We start from the raw sequence: 15813 nt of genomic DNA, 5'->3' as shown, positions 1-15813 counted from the left end.
TAACTGCCTGCAAATAACTCAATTATACACAAAACTTTTTTGAATAAAAAGCTACATAAAACTGAGATCATCTTCACGTCCAATCAAGTGCAAATGAATAAATAATTCAAATGTCATATAACAAGAAAGAAGTATATTTGTAAAAAATGAAACGACACTCAATTATGAATAAATTCCTTTTATATATTTTTTTTACAGGATATTCCATTTTTTATCTGCAAGCCCAAGAAATAAACACCTTATACACTACAAAAGACAGTATTCTAACAGAAAGTCTTTTAAAACAATTCACAAATAAACGATCTTTATCTTCTGTTGAAAAGCAGGTTGTACAAATCGGGAATTTATTTATAGGAACACCTTACGTAAGCAAGACATTGGAAAAGAAGGGGAAAGAGCAACTTGTCGTAAATTTAAGAGAAATGGATTGTACGACATTTGTAGAAACTGTAACAGCATTGATTCTTTCTGTACAAAATAATACATACTCTTTCGGAGATTATTGTTCCAATCTTCAAAAAATCCGCTATCGAAATGGTATTATTAATGAATATCCCTCAAGACTACACTACTTTAGTGATTGGATACAAAACAATATACAAAAAGGTATTATTAAAGAAGTAACTCCCAAAGAAGGAAGTTTAATACAAAAACAGTCGATAAACTTCATGTCTTCTCATGCCGACAAATATACTCCATTAACAGAAAATGCATTTTTTTTGAAAGAAATCAAAAATACTGAAAAGCTATTAAGCAATATGACTGTACGATATATTCCTAAAGACAGTTTGAATTCACATAACATCAGCCAAATACATAATGGAGATATTATCGCTATTACAACATCGATAAAAGGATTAGATATTTCTCACGTAGGATTTGCTTATCGAGTGAATGGCAAACTCCACCTTTTGCATGCATCCCTAAACAAAAAACAAGTAATTATTGAAAGTATCCCTCTAAATAAGCAATTACAGCAACATAAATCACAATCCGGTATAAGAGTTCTACGCATCATAGAAAATACAAAAAGTCGATAAGAAAAAATCTTATCGACTTTTGTACTAATCATATCCTTTAAGCTTTTATTCGCTTATATCCATAAACAGCACAACTTCCCAATTCTTCTTCTATACGAAGTAATTGATTATATTTTGCCATACGATCGGAGCGACTTAACGAGCCGGTTTTGATCTGTCCGGCATTCATTGCAACAGCGATATCTGCAATTGTTGCATCTTCAGTCTCTCCCGAACGATGTGAAATTACCGCAGTGTAACCATTACGTTGAGCCATCTCTACCGCTCTTAATGTCTCGGTCAATGTCCCGATCTGATTCACTTTTACCAAAATAGAATTAGCACAACCTAAACGAATGCCTTTCTCTAGATATGCAACATTGGTCACGAAAAGGTCATCCCCCACCAATTGACAAACCCCTCCAATCACGTCCGTCAAAATACGCCATCCGTCCCAATCTTCCTCGGCCATTCCGTCTTCAATGGAATCGATCGGATATTTAGCAACCAAATCCTGCAAATAATCAGCCTGTTGTTGAGAAGTACGTTTCGCGCCATTAGCCCCCTCAAATTTGGTATAATCATAAATTCCATCATGATAAAACTCAGAAGAGGCACAATCCAATGCAATTGTAACGTCTTTACCGGGTTGATAGCCCGCTTTTGTTATTGCCTGCAAAATACTTTCTATAGCATCTTCCGTACCATTCAAGGCAGGAGCAAAACCTCCTTCATCTCCGACAGCCGTACTCAAACCTCTATCATGCAATACTTTCTTAAGAGAATGAAAAACTTCTGCCCCCATTCTCAAACCTTCTCTAAAGCTATTAGCTCCGACAGGACGGATCATAAACTCTTGAAAAGCGATTGGGGCATCAGAATGTGAACCACCATTAATAATATTCATCATAGGAACAGGTAACACATAACTGTTTACTCCACCTATATACCTGTACAAAGGCAAATCCAGATAGGCTGCCCCGGCTTTAGCAACTGCCAAAGATACTCCTAAAATCGCATTAGCTCCCAATTTCGATTTAGTTTCCGTACCATCCAGTTCTATCAGCTTCTGGTCAATGTCTATTTGATTTAATGCACTCATACCGACAAGAACAGGAGCGATTTTTTTATTAATATTTTCAACAGCCTTCAATACACCCTTCCCCATATATCTTTTATTGTCTGCATCACGAAGTTCTAATGCCTCATGGATACCGGTTGATGCACCAGAAGGAACTGCTGCACGTCCCATTACTCCTGACTCGAGCAACACATCTACTTCTACCGTAGGATTTCCACGAGAATCAAGGATCTCACGACCTGTAATTTTAATAATTTTCATACACTTAATGTTTTGAGGTTATATAATTATATTATGCAATTAAACAATTTTTTTTCATAATATGTTTTTGAAAAACATAAAAAAAAGGAATGCTTTAAGAAATTATACTATTACCTCCCCTATTATTGCAGATTATTTTACTCTAGAAGTTATACTCAAATTACTGCAAATAACAATTGCAGGAATGATAATATATTCTCAAAACATTCCATAAAGCTTGTCTAAATTTTGCACCGACTTCTTTCAAAACTATTTTCAAGACTACTTTTTTACTTTACCCAGATAAAGGCATACTGAAACAAAAAACAAACTGAAAAGAGAATCCCAAAAGCTGAAAGTATCATTTTCACGAAAAATTCAGACTCGCTCTTAACCCAACACAATAAATATCCCCAATACCTAAATCCGGGTTATTTTATCTTCAACTACAAAAATTCGAACCGAATATGCCATTATAAAGCACACTAAAAAATTATTCAAAAAAATAACTATAAAAAAAGCTCTGTACAGAAAATGCACAGAGCTTTACAATATAGAATATAAAATTTCTATTATTCAGCAGCCGGAGTCTCAGTTGCAGCAGCTTCTGCCGCAGGTGCTTCAGCTGGTGTCTCGGCAGTCGCAGGAGCTGCAGCCGCACTTTTCTTAGAACGACGAGTACGCGTAGTTTTCTTGGCTGCTTTTTCTTTCAACATATTTTCGTTGTAATCAACGAGTTCAATAAAACACATCTTGGCGTTATCACCAATACGGTTACCGGTCTTCAATATACGAGTATATCCACCCGGACGATCGGCAATCTTCGTTGAGATTTCTTTAAACAACTCGGTAACAGCTTCTTTATTTTGAAGATAGCTGAATACAACTCGTCTTGAAGCAGTTGTATCGTCTTTTGCTCTATTGATAAGGGGTTCGACGTACATTCTCAAAGCCTTTGCCTTAGCCAAAGTAGTGAAAATTCTTTTATGGCTAATCAAAGAACAGGCCATGTTAGACAATAACGCGTCTCTATGAGATTTCGTACGACCTAAATGATTAAATTTTTTATTATGTCTCATCGTTTTACTCTTTATCTAATTTATACTTCGAGATGTCCATTCCGAACGAAAGGTTCAGATTAGCCAACAATTCGTCCAATTCGGTAAGAGATTTCTTCCCGAAATTTCTGAATTTCAATAAATCGGTCTTATTGAATACCACTAATTCGCCTAAAGTTTCAACATCGGCGGATTTAAGGCAATTCAATGCACGAACCGACAAATCCATATCGACAAGTTTGGTCTTCAGTAACTGACGCATGTGCAGAACTTCTTCATCAAACTCTTCATTTCCATCAACATCGGTAGTCTCCAAAGTGATCTTCTCATCAGAGAATAACATGAAATGATAAATAAGGATTTTAGCGGCTTCTTTCAAAGCATCTTTCGGATGGATCGATCCATCGGTCGTAATTTCCAATACCAGTTTCTCGTAGTCCGTCTTCTGTTCTACGCGGAAGTTCTCTATCGTATATTTTACATTCCGGATCGGAGTAAAAATAGAATCGATAGGAATTACATTAACTTCATCATTCGGGTTACGATTTTCTTCAGCAGGAACATAACCACGCCCTTTGTTAATAGTAATGTCTATCTGGAAACTCGCGTTTGAATCCATGTGACAAATTACCAAATCAGGATTGAGAACTTCAAATCCAGTAAGGTATTTACCAATGTCTCCAGCTTTGAACACTTCCGAACCCGAAACAGTAATCGTTACTTTTTCATTCTCGATTTCTTCCACTATCTGTTTAAATCTCACCTTCTTCAGGTTAAGGATGATATTGGTTACATCCTCGATTACTCCAGGAACTGTTGAAAACTCATGTTCAACACCATCGATTCGTATCGATGTTATTGCAAAGCCTTCAAGTGAAGAAAGGAGAATACGGCGTAGGGCATTACCGACCGTAACACCATAACCGGGCTCCAACGGACGAAATTCAAACTTGCCGAAGAATGCGTCCGCCTCCAACATTAATACTTTATCGGGTTTTTGAAATGCTAATATCGCCATGGAATCAATTATTATTTAGAATACAATTCTACGATCAACTGTTCTTTGATGTTTTCAGGAATATCTGCTCTCTCTGGTAAATGTAAGAATTTACCGCTCTTTGAAGCTTCATCCCACTCTATCCAAGGATATTTACTGTGATTAAATCCTGATAATGCATCAGCAATTACTTCCAAAGATTTTGCTTTTTCACGAACACCAACGATTTGACCCGGTTTTACCGAGAAAGAAGGAATATTTACGACTTTACCATCGACAATAATGTGTTTGTGAGACACCAACTGACGAGCAGCAGCTCTCGTAGGAGCCATACCCAAACGGTACACTACATTGTCCAATCTTGCTTCGAGCAATTGCAACAATACTTCACCTTTAATACCTTTGGTACGAGAAGCCTTTTCAAATAAATTACGGAATTGTTTTTCCAATACTCCATAAGTATATTTAGCTTTTTGCTTCTCACGAAGCTGAATACCATATTCAGAAGTTTTTCTTCTCTTATTTGCGCCATGCTGTCCGGGAGGATAATTCTTTTTAGACAATACTTTGTCTGGTCCAAAAATAGCCTCACCAAATTTACGGGCAATTCTTGTTTTAGGTCCGGTATATCTTGCCATTTCTAAATCTTTTAAAATTTATAGTTTAACGAACCCGGATTGGTGCAGCCGCGATTGCAGAGAGGAGAAAAAGTGCAATCTATTCACCATTCGAGATTCAAATTCAATTAAAAAAGAGATTAAACTCTTCTTCTTTTAGGAGGACGACATCCATTATGCGGAAGCGGAGTAACATCAATAATTTCAGTTACTTCAATACCTGCTCCGTGAATAGTACGAATAGCAGATTCACGGCCGTTACCCGGCCCTTTCACATAAGCTTTTACTTTTCTCAATCCGAGGTCAAAAGCGACTTTTGCACAATCCTGAGCGGCCATTTGAGCGGCATAAGGAGTGTTTTTCTTTGATCCTCTGAATCCCATCTTACCGGCAGACGACCAAGATATAACTTGGCCTTCTCCATTGGCAAGCGATACAATAATGTTGTTGAACGAAGAATGAATATGTGCTTGACCGACTGCATCGACCTTTACATTTCTTTTCTTTGCTGCGACTGTCTTTTTTGCCATACTTACTTATTATTTAGTAGCTTTTTTCTTGTTAGCAACTGTTTTCTTTCTACCCTTACGTGTACGGGCATTATTTTTTGTACTTTGACCTCTCACAGGCAAGCCGTTACGATGACGAATACCACGATAGCATCCGATATCCATAAGACGCTTAATGTTCAATTGTACTTCAGAACGAAGATCTCCTTCAACTTTGTATTCCGCTCCGATAATTTCACGAACCTTAGCCGACTGTTCATCAGTCCAATCTTTAACTTTGATATCTTTATCAATACCGGCTTTTGACAAAATGGTATTTGACGCGCTACGGCCTATTCCATAAATATAGGTCAACGCGATTTCGCCTCTTTTATTTTGCGGCAAGTCTACTCCAACTATTCTTATAGCCATATAATAGAAAAATTATTTTGCAAAAATAATAAATTATCCTTGACGTTGTTTATACTTAGGATTTTTCTTGTTAATAATATACAAGCGGCCATTTCTTCTTACGATCTTGCAATCTGGCGTACGCTTTTTCAATGATGCTCTTACTTTCATATCTTTTTGTATTATTTATATCTAAAAGCAATTCTTCCTTTTGACAAATCATAGGGCGACATTTCTACTCTCACTTTATCCCCGGGAAGGATTTTTATATAATGCATTCTCATTTTTCCTGAGATGTGAGCCGTAATTTCATGTCCGTTTTCCAATTCTACTCTGAACATTGCATTTGACAATGCCTCTACAATTACTCCATCTTGTTCTATTGCTGCCTGTTTTGCCATATATTAACTTTAAATTGATTTTTCGCCTAAAACTTCTTCGACATATTTAAAAGACGACAGAATATCAGCTTTTCCCTCCCGAACAGCAACCGTATGCTCAAAATGAGCCGAAGGTTTTCTGTCCCGCGTACGAGTAGTCCACCCATCTCTTTCGATAACAATATTACGCGATCCAAGATTAATCATCGGTTCAATAGCAATGACCATACCACTTTTTAATAAAGGGCCACATCCTCGCCGTCCATAATTAGGGACTTCAGGATCTTCATGCAATCGCTTTCCGACACCATGTCCACAAAGCTCTCTGACAACCGAATAACCTTTTTTCTCGCAATATGTTTGTACAGCGTTGCTTATATCTCCGACACGTTTACCTTCGACAGCTTGCTCTATACCCAAATAAAGAGACTCTTTAGTCGTTTTTAATAAACGCCTCACATCATAAGCGACCTCCCCTACGCAGAAAGTATAAGCAGAATCTCCGTTAAAGCCGTTCTTTAGCGTTCCACAATCTATAGAAACGATATCTCCGTCTTTAAGTTCATAATTCGACGGAATTCCATGAACAATCTGTTCATTAACAGAAACACATAACGTATTCGGAAAACCACCATACCCCAAAAAACCGGGAACAGCACCATGATCACGAATAAATTCTTCTGCAATCTTATCGAGTTTCAGCGTTGTAATCCCCGGAGCAATCCATTTGGCCAATTCGCCCAATGTCATTCCGACCAAGAGATTACTTTCACGCAACAACTCTATTTCTTCGTCTGTTTTAAGATAAATCATTTTAGTCTTAAACTCCTAATCTTTAATATGCGGCAATCGAGCCCGAACGACCTTTAATCTTACCCGATTTCAAAAGTCCATCATAATGACGCATCATCAAATGGCTTTCGATTTGTTGCAAAGTATCAAGAACGACACCAACAAGGATAAGCAAAGATGTACCTCCAAAGAATTGTGAGAATTCAGCACTGATTCCGATGATCTGAGCAAAAGCCGGCATAATAGCAACAATCGCTAAAAAAATAGAACCTGGCAATGTAATACGAGACATGATAGAGTCTAAGTATTCTGCTGTTCTTTTCCCCGGTTTTACTCCCGGAATAAATCCGTTATTACGTTTCATATCTTCTGCCATCTGATTCGGCTGCACCGTAATAGCAGTATAGAAATATGTAAATACTATGATTAAAAACGCAAACACGAAATTATACCAAAACCCTGTATTCGTCATGAAAGAACGCATGAATGCACTAGTTGCATTCGAAGTAGAGAAGCCTACCAAGGTTATAGGAATAAACATGATAGCCTGTGCAAAAATAATAGGCATAACACCGGCAGTATTCACTTTTAAAGGAATATACTGCCTTGCACCTCCATATTGTTTATTTCCAACCACACGTTTTGCATATTGTACAGGAACTTTACGAGTACCTTGTACTAACAGGATAGATGCCGAAATCACAAACAAAAGGAAAACGATCTCGGCCAAAAACATCACCAAACCTCCGGATGTAGTAGCTGTACGCATAATAAATTCTTGCGTAAGAGCTTGCGGAAGACGTGCTATAATTCCGACCAAGATGATGAATGAAATACCATTACCGATACCTTTGTCGGTAATACGTTCACCCAGCCACATTATAAACATACTGCCAGCGGCAAGAATGATTGTAGAAGAAACTATAAAGAAAAAGTCCGCAGGGAAAGCACCAGCCATTTGTACCCGAAGGTTGACCAAATAAGACGGACCCTGGATCAAAAGGATGGCAACTGTCAAATAACGGGTGTACTGATTCAGCTTACGACGACCACTCTCACCTTCTCTCTGAAGTTTCTGGAAATGGGGTAAAGCCATACCCAATAACTGTATTACAATAGATGCCGAGATATAAGGCATAATACCTAAGGCAAAGATAGAAGCATTAGAAAACGCCCCTCCGGAAAACATATCCAACAATGCCATAAGACCACCTCTTGTCTGGGCTTGTAACTGCGTTAAGAACTGCGGATCGATACCCGGCAATACCACATAAGTACCCGCACGGTATACCATAACCAATAAAATGGTAGTGAGAATCCGATTTCTCAGATCCTCAATCTTCCATATGTTTTTTATAGTTTCTATTGCTCTCATGAGATTAGAGTTTAACTACGGTTCCACCTACGGCAACGATAGCAGCTTCAGCCGATTTGGAGAAAGCGTGAGCTTCTACTTCCAACTTTGCAGAAATTGCTCCTTTACCAAGAATTTTAACCAATTGATTTTCTGAAATAAAACCGGCTTCAACCAATGCTTCAATTCCGATTTTCTCCAAATTTTTAGCTTCTGCCAAAGCTTGGAGAGTCTCAAGATTGATAGCTTTATATTCTACACGGTTAATGTTCTTAAAACCAAATTTGGGGACACGACGTTGCAATGGCATTTGTCCTCCTTCAAAACCGACTTTCTTTTTATATCCCGATCTTGATTTGGCACCTTTATGACCTCTTGTAGAAGTTCCACCCAAACCCGAACCCGGTCCACGACCAATTCTTTTTTTTGTTTTTGTAGAACCTTCTGCAGGTTTTAAATTACTCAAGTTCATATTGCTAATTTTTTATCAATCTATGAATTATTCTACTACAACCAAATGTTTCACTTTTGCTACCATTCCCAAGATTTGAGGAGTCGCAGTATGTTCAACAACATGATTGAGTTTTTTCAATCCCAGTGCATCAAGTGTTCTTTTCTGAACAGCAGGACATTTAATTCTACTTTTTACTTGTTTAATCTTGATAGTTTTCATTATCCAACCTCCAAATTAACCTTTAAACACTTTTTCTAATGATACACCTCTATTTTGAGCTACAGTACAAGCATCTCTTAATTCTCCCAAAGCCGCCATGGTAGCTTTCACCAAGTTATGAGGATTTGAAGAGCCTTTTGACTTAGCAAGCACATCGGTAATACCAACACTCTCAAGTACAGCACGCATAGCACCACCGGCTTTCACTCCAGTACCGTGAGATGCAGGTTTCAAATATACTAATGCTCCACTAAACTTAGCCAATTGTTCATGAGGAATAGTACCTTTACGAACAGGGACTTGAATTAAGTTCTTCTTTGCAGCTTCCACACCTTTAGCAATAGCAGCAGTTACTTCACTGGCTTTTCCTAGTCCCCAACCAACGATGCCGTCTTCATTACCTACTACAACAATAGCAGAGAAACTGAAAGTACGTCCACCTTTTGTAACTTTTGTCACACGGTTGATAGCTACTAATCTGTCTTTCAACTCTAAGTCGTTAGTTGACTTTACTCTATTATTTTTTCCTGTCATGTTCATTAAAATTTAAGTCCACTGTTACGTGCAGCATCTGCTAACTCTTTAACTCGTCCATGATACAGGTAACCGTTACGATCAAATACGACTGAAGTAACACCTGCTTCTTGTGCTTTCTTAGCGATCAGCTGACCAACTTGCGCAGCCAACTCTTTCTTGGCTCCGCCTTCAAGACCTTTTGAAGAAGCAGAGGCAATTGTCTTGCCAGCCAAGTCATCGATAAGTTGCACATATATTTGTTTATTACTTCTAAAAACAGTCATACGAGGACATTCTGCTGTACCTGAAATTTTACCACGTATGCGGGTTTTAATCTTTATTCTTCTTTCTATCTTCGTTGTCATGATAATACCAATTTACGTGAATTATTTAGCACCAGCCGATTTACCCGATTTTCTACGGATCACCTCACCAACGAATTTAATACCTTTACCTTTATAAGGTTCAGGCTTGCGGAAAGAACGGATCTTGGCACATACTTGTCCGATCAGTTGCTTATCGCAAGATTCGAGAATAATCAACGGGTTTTTATTTCTCTCAGACTTGGTCTCAATTTTGATCTCTTTCGGTAATTTCAAATAAATACTATGAGAGTAACCTAATGATAGGTCTAGAACCTGGCCATTATTGGCAGCACGGTAACCCACTCCTACCAATTCCAACTCTTTTTTGTATCCTTCCGATACTCCTACTACCATATTGTGGATCAAAGCACGATACAATCCGTGTAAAGCTCGGTGTTCTTTATCATCGCTAGGTCTGCTGACAACGACTTGTCCGTCGGCTGTTGTTACAGTAATTCCACCAGTAATAACTTGCGACAATTCTCCTTTCGGGCCCTTAACATTAACTTGGTCTCCATTAACAGTAACTGTTACACCTGAAGGTATATTTATGGGCAATTTTCCTATTCTTGACATAATAAACCTCCTTTTTAATAGATATAACACATTACTTCACCACCAATCATCAACTCCCTGGCTTCTTTATCTGTCATTACACCTTTAGAGGTAGAAAGAATTGCTATACCCAAACCGTTCAATACGCGGGGCATATCTTTATAACCTGTGTACTGACGCAAACCGGGAGTAGAAACTCGAACAAGTTTCTTGATTGCGTTTACTTTATTTACCGGGTCATATTTCAAAGCTATCTTAATTGAACCTTGAGGACCATCTTCTACAAACTTATAATTAAGAATGTAACCTTTATCAAAAAGGATTTTCGTGATTTCTTTTTTCAAGTTTGAGGCAGGAACTTCAACAACTCTGTGCTGAGCCTTAATCGCATTTCTCAATCTTGTAAGATAATCTGCTATTGGATCTGTCATAAAAATGATTGTTTAAATTGATCCGGACATCCGGACAATATTTAACACTAAAAAATAATTACCAGCTTGCTTTTTTAACACCCGGAATTAAACCTGCTGATGCCATTTCACGGAACTGAATACGAGAAATTCCAAACTGACGCATATATCCTTTGGGACGTCCGGTCAATTTACAACGATTATGTAAACGTACGCGAGAAGCATTTTTAGGCAGTAATTGAAGTGCTTCATAGTTGCCTTCAGCCTTAAGCTGAGCTTTCTTTGCAGCATATTTGGCAACCAGTTTAGCTCTCTTCACTTCACGGGCCTTCATTGATTCTTTTGCCATATCTTAGTTCTTTTTTGCGTTTTTAAAAGGTAAGCCGAATTCTTTCAATAAAGCATAACCTTCTTCATCTGTCTGAGCAGAAGTTACAAAGGTAATATTCATTCCCAGAATTTTGCTAATACTATCGATATTTATTTCAGGGAAAATAATTTGTTCCTGAATTCCGAGTGTATAATTACCTCTACCGTCGAGTTTTCCCTCAATACCTTTAAAGTCACGAATACGAGGCAAAGCCACACGAACGAGACGTTCCAAGAATTCATACATCTTCTCACGGCGCAAAGTCACCATCACCCCGATAGGCATTTTTTTACGCAATTTAAAATTCGAGATATCTTTGCGAGAAAGAGTAGCTATAGCCTTCTGTCCCGTAATTGCAGTCAATTCGGCAATTGCAGTTTCAATGATTTTCTTATCAGCAACAGCTTGTCCTAAACCTTGGTTAATCACGATTTTTTTCAAAACCGGAACCTGCATAACAGAACTGTAATTGAAATCCTTCATCAAAATGGGGACGATTCTTTCTTTATAATCGTTTTTAAGATTTGCAGTATTGCTCATTACTTAATCTCCTCTCCTGATTTTTTAGAATAACGCACTAAAACACCCGCTTCGTTTACCCGACGACCGATACGAGTCGCTTTATTGCTCTTCGGATCAAGTAAGTTCAAATTCGAAATATGAATGGGGGCTTCCATTTTTACTATACCTCCCTGAGGATTCTTGGCATTAGGCTTGGTATGCTTCGACACCATATTGATACCTTCTACGACAGCACGGTTTTCTTTCACAAGAACGCGCAATACCCGACCGGTTTTACCCTTGTCTTCACCGGCATTAACGTACACTGTATCGCCTTTTTTAATGTGTAATTTACTCATTAATTCTCTTTTTTATACTATTAAAGTACTTCAGGTGCTAATGAAACGATTTTCATATTGGTTGCACGCAATTCTCTCGCCACCGGTCCGAAAATACGACTACCTCTGATCTCACCAGCCCCATTCAACAATACACACGCGTTATCGTCGAAACGAATATAAGAACCATCTTGACGACGGATCTCCTTTTTAGTACGCACGATAACTGCTTTAGATACGGCACCTTTCTTAATGTCGCTCGAGGGAACTACGCTTTTAACAGCAACAACGATAATATCACCTACCGATGCGTAACGTCTTCCTGTTCCTCCCAATACACGGATACAAAGTGCTTCTTTAGCGCCGCTGTTATCTGCGACTGTAAGTCTTGACTCTTGTTGTATCATAATTACTTAGCTCTTTCGATTATTTCAACTAATCTCCATCTTTTCATTTTGCTCAAAGGGCGAGTTTCCATCAACTTCACAGTATCACCAATGTTGCACTCGTTCTTTTCGTCATGAGCATGGTATTTTTTCGTTTTATTTACGAATTTACCATAAATAGGGTGTTTTTCTTTCCATTTAACGGCAACAGTAATGGTTTTATCCATTTTGTTACTGGTAACCACCCCGACTCTTTCTTTTCTTAAGTTTCTTGTTTCCATCAGGCTCAATTGGTTATTGTTTGTTAAGTTCTCTCTGGCGCAACTCACCTTTCATGCGCGCAATCATCCTGCGAGTAAGTTTTATTTGTGCAGGATTATCCAAAGGAGAAATACTGTGATTAATCTCCATCCGGTTCAAAGCCACAGCTTCTGCTTCGATTCTTTCTGCCAATTCCTTGGTACTTAATTCTCTAATTTCTGCAATTTTCATAACTTAATTACGCATTTTGATTAGCATCGTAGTCACGACGAACAATAAACTTCGTAGTCACAGGAAGCTTTTGTGCTGCCAAACGCAACGCTTCTTTAGCAACATCAAAAGGTACTCCTTCAACTTCGATAAGGATTCTTCCCGGAGTTACAGGAGCCACGAAACCTTCGGGCGAACCTTTACCTTTACCCATACGCACCTCAGCCGGTTTTTTGGTAATAGGCTTATCCGGAAATATTCTGATCCAGATTTGACCTTGACGCTGCATATAACGGGTAACAGCAATACGTGCAGCTTCTATCTGACGTCCGGTTATCCATTTCGATTGCAAACATTTTATACCAAAAGAACCGAAGGCCAACTGATTACCTCGCTGAGCGTAACCTTTCATACGCCCTTTCTGTTGTCTTCTGAATTTTGTCTTCTTCGGTTGTAACATCTTCTGTTAATTCAATTCGTTTAACGATTACTTTTTTGTTTTTTGAAGCCTTTTTTAGCTCCCATGCCACCGCCATTATTACCGCGAGTCTCTTTCGAGCTGGTAAATGAAGGAGCAAGATCTTTCTTTCCGTAAATTTCTCCACGGCAAATCCAAACCTTAACACCGATCAACCCCACTTTAGTGAGAGCTTCTACCAGAGCATAATCGATATCGGCACGCAATGTATGCAAAGGAGTACGTCCTTCTTTATACATTTCGGAACGCGCCATTTCTGCTCCATTCAAACGGCCGGAAACTTGGACTTTGATACCTTCTGCACCCATACGCATGGTAGAGGCAATAGCCATTTTAACGGCACGGCGATAAGCGATCTTGCCTTCTATCTGGCGAGCGATGTTACTAGCAACGATCGTTGCGTCCAATTCAGGCCTCTTCACTTCATAGATATTGATCTGAACATCTTTATCGGTAATCTTTTTCAGCTCTTCTTTCAGTTTATCAACTTCCTGACCGCCTTTACCGATGATGATACCCGGACGTGCTGTGCACACGGTTATAGTGATCAATTTCAATGTACGTTCTATCACAATACGTGATACACTTGCTTTTGCAAGACGGGCATTCAAATATTTACGGATTTTGCTGTCTTCCAACAACGTGTCTCCATAATTTTTGCCGCCATACCAGTTAGAATCCCATCCACGGATGATTCCTAAACGGTTACTTATCGGATTTACTTTCTGTCCCATCCTGCTTAAATTTGGTTATCGTTTTTACTCATTGTGTCAACAAACAAAGTTACGTGGTTCGAACGCTTACGAATTCTATATCCTCTACCTTGAGGAGCAGGACGAAGTCTTTTCAGCATTGCAGCAGAATCCACGTAGATTTCTGAAATGTAAAGCTCTCCGCTTTCAGCTTTGCGTTCATTCTTCTGCTCCCAGTTAGCAATAGCAGAACGCAATAATTTTTCCAGTCTTGCAGAAGCTTCTTTAGAAGAAAACTTCAGTACTCCTAAAGCCTTAAATACCTCCATGCCTCTCACCATATCTGCAACCAAACGCATTTTACGGGGCGAAGTAGGTACATTGTTCAATTTAGCAAAGTACTTTGTTTTCAGGGCTTCTTTTCTTTTATCGGCTGATATTTTTTTTCTTGCACCCATTTTTAATTCTGTTTTTTATTTGAAATTCTCAAATTCCCGACTGACCCTTATTTCTTTTTGTTACCACCATGACCACGGAAATTACGAGTAGGTGCAAATTCACCTAACTTGTGTCCTACCATGTTTTCAGTAACATACACGGGAATAAATTTATTACCATTGTGAACTGCGAAAGTATGTCCTACAAAATCCGGAGAAATCATAGAAGCTCTCGACCAAGTCTTGATAACAGACTTTTTGCCGGATTCTTCCATAGCCGAAACTTTCTTTTCCAGTTTCACACTGATATATGGGCCTTTTTTCAACGAACGACTCATAGTTGCTTAATTAATCAGATTACTTTTTCCTTCTTTCAATAATATACTTTGAAGAGTGCTTCTTCGGAGCTCTCGTCTTCAGGCCCTTTGCATATAAGCCTTTACGTGATCTCGGATGTCCTCCTGATGAACGACCTTCACCACCACCCATCGGGTGATCGACAGGGTTCATAGAAACACCTCGGTTACGAGGACGACGACCCAACCAGCGAGAACGACCGGCTTTACCTGATCTTTCCAATGCATGGTCTGAGTTACCTACACTACCAATCGTAGCCTTACATGTAGAGAGGATCTTTCTCGTCTCTCCAGAAGGTAATTTGATAATTGCATACTTTCCTTCTCGCGAAGTCAACTGAGCGAAAACGCCGGCCGAACGAACCAATGCAGCTCCTTGACCCGGACGAAGTTCGATGTTGTGAATTACAGTACCGATAGGAATATTTTGCAAAGGCAAAGCATTTCCTACCTCGGGAGCTGCAGTATCACCTGACATAACCGTCGCGCCTACTTCAAGACCATTAGGTGCAATAATGTAGCGTTTTTCACCGTCAACATAATAAAGCAATGCGATACGAGACGAACGGTTCGGATCGTATTCAATACTTTTTACAGTTGCCGGTACACCGTCTTTATTTCTCTTGAAATCGATAATCCTGTACTTCCGTTTGTGTCCGCCACCGATATAACGCATCGTAAGATGACCTTCGTTGTTACGTCCACCCGATTTTCTGAAACCAACTACAAGAGACTTTTCTGGCGCACTAGCAGTGATTTTATCAAATGCACCAATAATTTTGTGTCTCTGCCCCGGTGTTGTGGGCTTTAATTTACGTACTGCCATTT

The 15813-nt window shown here is 38.9% G+C and carries 28 protein-coding genes; 1 reads left to right on the top strand and 27 read right to left on the bottom strand.

Annotation, left to right across the window (positions count from 1 at the left end; genetic code table 11):
* Window positions 1-164: 164 nt before the first annotated feature.
* Window positions 165-1040: an N-acetylmuramoyl-L-alanine amidase-like domain-containing protein gene (locus tag AC0UMU_RS04075; protein WP_022390841.1), complete on the top strand. Its 876-nt coding sequence runs from the start codon at window positions 165-167 to the stop codon at window positions 1038-1040.
* A 37-nt stretch (window positions 1041-1077) separates the two neighbouring features.
* Here AC0UMU_RS04075 and eno read toward each other — a convergent pair whose 3' ends face one another.
* The 27 genes from eno to rplB all read right to left on the bottom strand — a co-directional run bounded on the left by eno (window position 1078) and on the right by rplB (window position 15811).
* Entirely contained in the window at window positions 1078-2361 is a 1284-nt protein-coding gene (gene eno, locus AC0UMU_RS04070) for a phosphopyruvate hydratase (RefSeq protein ID WP_022390842.1), read from the bottom strand.
* A gap of 551 nt (window positions 2362-2912) precedes the next feature.
* Window positions 2913-3419, bottom strand: a complete 507-nt coding sequence (gene rplQ, locus AC0UMU_RS04065; RefSeq protein ID WP_278714554.1) for a 50S ribosomal protein L17 — start codon at window positions 3417-3419, stop codon at window positions 2913-2915.
* A gap of 4 nt (window positions 3420-3423) precedes the next feature.
* Complete coding sequence (locus AC0UMU_RS04060) at window positions 3424-4416, bottom strand: DNA-directed RNA polymerase subunit alpha (protein ID WP_009318526.1); 993 nt, start codon at window positions 4414-4416, stop codon at window positions 3424-3426.
* Window positions 4417-4427: 11 nt separating this feature from the next.
* On the bottom strand, window positions 4428-5033 hold the full coding sequence (rpsD, locus tag AC0UMU_RS04055; RefSeq protein WP_009318525.1) for a 30S ribosomal protein S4: 606 nt from the start codon (window positions 5031-5033) through the stop codon (window positions 4428-4430).
* 119 nt (window positions 5034-5152) lie between these two features.
* Window positions 5153-5542, bottom strand: a complete 390-nt coding sequence (gene rpsK, locus AC0UMU_RS04050) for a 30S ribosomal protein S11 (RefSeq protein WP_009318524.1) — start codon at window positions 5540-5542, stop codon at window positions 5153-5155.
* 9 nt (window positions 5543-5551) lie between these two features.
* The gene (gene rpsM / locus AC0UMU_RS04045) at window positions 5552-5932 is read right to left on the bottom strand and encodes a 30S ribosomal protein S13 (RefSeq protein ID WP_022601535.1); all 381 of its coding nucleotides are present in this window, start codon (window positions 5930-5932) and stop codon (window positions 5552-5554) included.
* Window positions 5933-5965: 33 nt separating this feature from the next.
* Window positions 5966-6082, bottom strand: coding sequence for a type B 50S ribosomal protein L36 (ykgO, locus tag AC0UMU_RS04040; RefSeq protein ID WP_009318522.1), 117 nt, complete (start codon window positions 6080-6082; stop codon window positions 5966-5968).
* A gap of 11 nt (window positions 6083-6093) precedes the next feature.
* Entirely contained in the window at window positions 6094-6312 is a 219-nt protein-coding gene (gene infA / locus AC0UMU_RS04035; RefSeq protein WP_009318521.1) for a translation initiation factor IF-1, read from the bottom strand.
* Between the two features lie 9 nt (window positions 6313-6321).
* The gene (gene map / locus AC0UMU_RS04030; protein WP_022601536.1) at window positions 6322-7104 is read right to left on the bottom strand and encodes a type I methionyl aminopeptidase; all 783 of its coding nucleotides are present in this window, start codon (window positions 7102-7104) and stop codon (window positions 6322-6324) included.
* Between the two features lie 22 nt (window positions 7105-7126).
* Window positions 7127-8458: a preprotein translocase subunit SecY gene (gene secY, locus AC0UMU_RS04025; protein WP_009318519.1), complete on the bottom strand. Its 1332-nt coding sequence runs from the start codon at window positions 8456-8458 to the stop codon at window positions 7127-7129.
* A gap of 4 nt (window positions 8459-8462) precedes the next feature.
* Window positions 8463-8909: a 50S ribosomal protein L15 gene (rplO, locus tag AC0UMU_RS04020; protein WP_278715253.1), complete on the bottom strand. Its 447-nt coding sequence runs from the start codon at window positions 8907-8909 to the stop codon at window positions 8463-8465.
* A gap of 27 nt (window positions 8910-8936) precedes the next feature.
* Window positions 8937-9110, bottom strand: a complete 174-nt coding sequence (gene rpmD / locus AC0UMU_RS04015) for a 50S ribosomal protein L30 (protein WP_009318517.1) — start codon at window positions 9108-9110, stop codon at window positions 8937-8939.
* Window positions 9111-9125: 15 nt separating this feature from the next.
* Window positions 9126-9644: a 30S ribosomal protein S5 gene (rpsE, locus tag AC0UMU_RS04010; RefSeq protein WP_009318516.1), complete on the bottom strand. Its 519-nt coding sequence runs from the start codon at window positions 9642-9644 to the stop codon at window positions 9126-9128.
* Between the two features lie 5 nt (window positions 9645-9649).
* Complete coding sequence (rplR, locus tag AC0UMU_RS04005; RefSeq protein WP_009318515.1) at window positions 9650-9991, bottom strand: 50S ribosomal protein L18; 342 nt, start codon at window positions 9989-9991, stop codon at window positions 9650-9652.
* Between the two features lie 21 nt (window positions 9992-10012).
* The gene (gene rplF / locus AC0UMU_RS04000; RefSeq protein ID WP_278715249.1) at window positions 10013-10567 is read right to left on the bottom strand and encodes a 50S ribosomal protein L6; all 555 of its coding nucleotides are present in this window, start codon (window positions 10565-10567) and stop codon (window positions 10013-10015) included.
* A gap of 14 nt (window positions 10568-10581) precedes the next feature.
* Window positions 10582-10977: a 30S ribosomal protein S8 gene (gene rpsH, locus AC0UMU_RS03995; RefSeq protein WP_009318513.1), complete on the bottom strand. Its 396-nt coding sequence runs from the start codon at window positions 10975-10977 to the stop codon at window positions 10582-10584.
* Between the two features lie 58 nt (window positions 10978-11035).
* Window positions 11036-11305 carry a 30S ribosomal protein S14 gene (rpsN, locus tag AC0UMU_RS03990; protein WP_009318512.1) on the bottom strand — a complete coding sequence of 90 codons (270 nt, stop codon included), beginning with the start codon at window positions 11303-11305 and terminating at the stop codon, window positions 11036-11038.
* A gap of 3 nt (window positions 11306-11308) precedes the next feature.
* A complete protein-coding gene (gene rplE, locus AC0UMU_RS03985) occupies window positions 11309-11866 on the bottom strand; it encodes a 50S ribosomal protein L5 (protein WP_009318511.1) in 558 nt (185 codons plus the stop codon).
* Window positions 11866-12186: a 50S ribosomal protein L24 gene (gene rplX / locus AC0UMU_RS03980; protein ID WP_009318510.1), complete on the bottom strand. Its 321-nt coding sequence runs from the start codon at window positions 12184-12186 to the stop codon at window positions 11866-11868. Before rplX ends, rplE begins: the two co-directional genes overlap by 1 nt.
* Window positions 12187-12206: 20 nt before the next feature.
* Window positions 12207-12572 carry a 50S ribosomal protein L14 gene (rplN, locus tag AC0UMU_RS03975; RefSeq protein WP_009318509.1) on the bottom strand — a complete coding sequence of 122 codons (366 nt, stop codon included), beginning with the start codon at window positions 12570-12572 and terminating at the stop codon, window positions 12207-12209.
* A 2-nt stretch (window positions 12573-12574) separates the two neighbouring features.
* Complete coding sequence (gene rpsQ, locus AC0UMU_RS03970; RefSeq protein ID WP_009318508.1) at window positions 12575-12832, bottom strand: 30S ribosomal protein S17; 258 nt, start codon at window positions 12830-12832, stop codon at window positions 12575-12577.
* Window positions 12833-12845: 13 nt separating this feature from the next.
* Window positions 12846-13043, bottom strand: a complete 198-nt coding sequence (gene rpmC / locus AC0UMU_RS03965; RefSeq protein ID WP_270213975.1) for a 50S ribosomal protein L29 — start codon at window positions 13041-13043, stop codon at window positions 12846-12848.
* A 7-nt stretch (window positions 13044-13050) separates the two neighbouring features.
* Window positions 13051-13482 (bottom strand): 50S ribosomal protein L16, encoded by a 432-nt coding sequence (rplP, locus tag AC0UMU_RS03960; RefSeq protein ID WP_009318506.1) that lies wholly within the window; start codon window positions 13480-13482, stop codon window positions 13051-13053.
* Window positions 13483-13502: 20 nt separating this feature from the next.
* On the bottom strand, window positions 13503-14234 hold the full coding sequence (gene rpsC, locus AC0UMU_RS03955) for a 30S ribosomal protein S3 (RefSeq protein WP_009318505.1): 732 nt from the start codon (window positions 14232-14234) through the stop codon (window positions 13503-13505).
* 5 nt (window positions 14235-14239) lie between these two features.
* Window positions 14240-14650 (bottom strand): 50S ribosomal protein L22, encoded by a 411-nt coding sequence (gene rplV, locus AC0UMU_RS03950; protein ID WP_009318504.1) that lies wholly within the window; start codon window positions 14648-14650, stop codon window positions 14240-14242.
* 47 nt (window positions 14651-14697) lie between these two features.
* On the bottom strand, window positions 14698-14967 hold the full coding sequence (gene rpsS / locus AC0UMU_RS03945) for a 30S ribosomal protein S19 (protein WP_009318503.1): 270 nt from the start codon (window positions 14965-14967) through the stop codon (window positions 14698-14700).
* Window positions 14968-14986: 19 nt separating this feature from the next.
* A complete protein-coding gene (gene rplB, locus AC0UMU_RS03940; RefSeq protein WP_009318502.1) occupies window positions 14987-15811 on the bottom strand; it encodes a 50S ribosomal protein L2 in 825 nt (274 codons plus the stop codon).
* Window positions 15812-15813: the final 2 nt, after the last annotated feature.

This window comes from Coprobacter fastidiosus (genome assembly GCF_982245605.1).
Note: the sequence above shows the minus strand (reverse complement) of the source record. Positions and strands in the feature narration are given on the sequence as shown.

What these genes read in the sequence shown, in the direction of transcription:
- AC0UMU_RS04075 (WP_022390841.1), top strand. Translation starts at nt 165, where the DNA reads ATGAATAAATTCCTTTTATATATTTTTTTTACAGGATATTCCATTTTT.
- eno (WP_022390842.1), bottom strand. Translation starts at nt 2,361, where the DNA reads ATGAAAATTATTAAAATTACAGGTCGTGAGATCCTTGATTCTCGTGGA.
- rplQ (WP_278714554.1), bottom strand. Translation starts at nt 3,419, where the DNA reads ATGAGACATAATAAAAAATTTAATCATTTAGGTCGTACGAAATCTCAT.
- AC0UMU_RS04060 (WP_009318526.1), bottom strand. Translation starts at nt 4,416, where the DNA reads ATGGCGATATTAGCATTTCAAAAACCCGATAAAGTATTAATGTTGGAG.
- rpsD (WP_009318525.1), bottom strand. Translation starts at nt 5,033, where the DNA reads ATGGCAAGATATACCGGACCTAAAACAAGAATTGCCCGTAAATTTGGT.
- rpsK (WP_009318524.1), bottom strand. Translation starts at nt 5,542, where the DNA reads ATGGCAAAAAAGACAGTCGCAGCAAAGAAAAGAAATGTAAAGGTCGAT.
- rpsM (WP_022601535.1), bottom strand. Translation starts at nt 5,932, where the DNA reads ATGGCTATAAGAATAGTTGGAGTAGACTTGCCGCAAAATAAAAGAGGC.
- ykgO (WP_009318522.1), bottom strand. Translation starts at nt 6,082, where the DNA reads ATGAAAGTAAGAGCATCATTGAAAAAGCGTACGCCAGATTGCAAGATC.
- infA (WP_009318521.1), bottom strand. Translation starts at nt 6,312, where the DNA reads ATGGCAAAACAGGCAGCAATAGAACAAGATGGAGTAATTGTAGAGGCA.
- map (WP_022601536.1), bottom strand. Translation starts at nt 7,104, where the DNA reads ATGATTTATCTTAAAACAGACGAAGAAATAGAGTTGTTGCGTGAAAGT.
- secY (WP_009318519.1), bottom strand. Translation starts at nt 8,458, where the DNA reads ATGAGAGCAATAGAAACTATAAAAAACATATGGAAGATTGAGGATCTG.
- rplO (WP_278715253.1), bottom strand. Translation starts at nt 8,909, where the DNA reads ATGAACTTGAGTAATTTAAAACCTGCAGAAGGTTCTACAAAAACAAAA.
- rpmD (WP_009318517.1), bottom strand. Translation starts at nt 9,110, where the DNA reads ATGAAAACTATCAAGATTAAACAAGTAAAAAGTAGAATTAAATGTCCT.
- rpsE (WP_009318516.1), bottom strand. Translation starts at nt 9,644, where the DNA reads ATGACAGGAAAAAATAATAGAGTAAAGTCAACTAACGACTTAGAGTTG.
- rplR (WP_009318515.1), bottom strand. Translation starts at nt 9,991, where the DNA reads ATGACAACGAAGATAGAAAGAAGAATAAAGATTAAAACCCGCATACGT.
- rplF (WP_278715249.1), bottom strand. Translation starts at nt 10,567, where the DNA reads ATGTCAAGAATAGGAAAATTGCCCATAAATATACCTTCAGGTGTAACA.
- rpsH (WP_009318513.1), bottom strand. Translation starts at nt 10,977, where the DNA reads ATGACAGATCCAATAGCAGATTATCTTACAAGATTGAGAAATGCGATT.
- rpsN (WP_009318512.1), bottom strand. Translation starts at nt 11,305, where the DNA reads ATGGCAAAAGAATCAATGAAGGCCCGTGAAGTGAAGAGAGCTAAACTG.
- rplE (WP_009318511.1), bottom strand. Translation starts at nt 11,866, where the DNA reads ATGAGCAATACTGCAAATCTTAAAAACGATTATAAAGAAAGAATCGTC.
- rplX (WP_009318510.1), bottom strand. Translation starts at nt 12,186, where the DNA reads ATGAGTAAATTACACATTAAAAAAGGCGATACAGTGTACGTTAATGCC.
- rplN (WP_009318509.1), bottom strand. Translation starts at nt 12,572, where the DNA reads ATGATACAACAAGAGTCAAGACTTACAGTCGCAGATAACAGCGGCGCT.
- rpsQ (WP_009318508.1), bottom strand. Translation starts at nt 12,832, where the DNA reads ATGGAAACAAGAAACTTAAGAAAAGAAAGAGTCGGGGTGGTTACCAGT.
- rpmC (WP_270213975.1), bottom strand. Translation starts at nt 13,043, where the DNA reads ATGAAAATTGCAGAAATTAGAGAATTAAGTACCAAGGAATTGGCAGAA.
- rplP (WP_009318506.1), bottom strand. Translation starts at nt 13,482, where the DNA reads ATGTTACAACCGAAGAAGACAAAATTCAGAAGACAACAGAAAGGGCGT.
- rpsC (WP_009318505.1), bottom strand. Translation starts at nt 14,234, where the DNA reads ATGGGACAGAAAGTAAATCCGATAAGTAACCGTTTAGGAATCATCCGT.
- rplV (WP_009318504.1), bottom strand. Translation starts at nt 14,650, where the DNA reads ATGGGTGCAAGAAAAAAAATATCAGCCGATAAAAGAAAAGAAGCCCTG.
- rpsS (WP_009318503.1), bottom strand. Translation starts at nt 14,967, where the DNA reads ATGAGTCGTTCGTTGAAAAAAGGCCCATATATCAGTGTGAAACTGGAA.
- rplB (WP_009318502.1), bottom strand. Translation starts at nt 15,811, where the DNA reads ATGGCAGTACGTAAATTAAAGCCCACAACACCGGGGCAGAGACACAAA.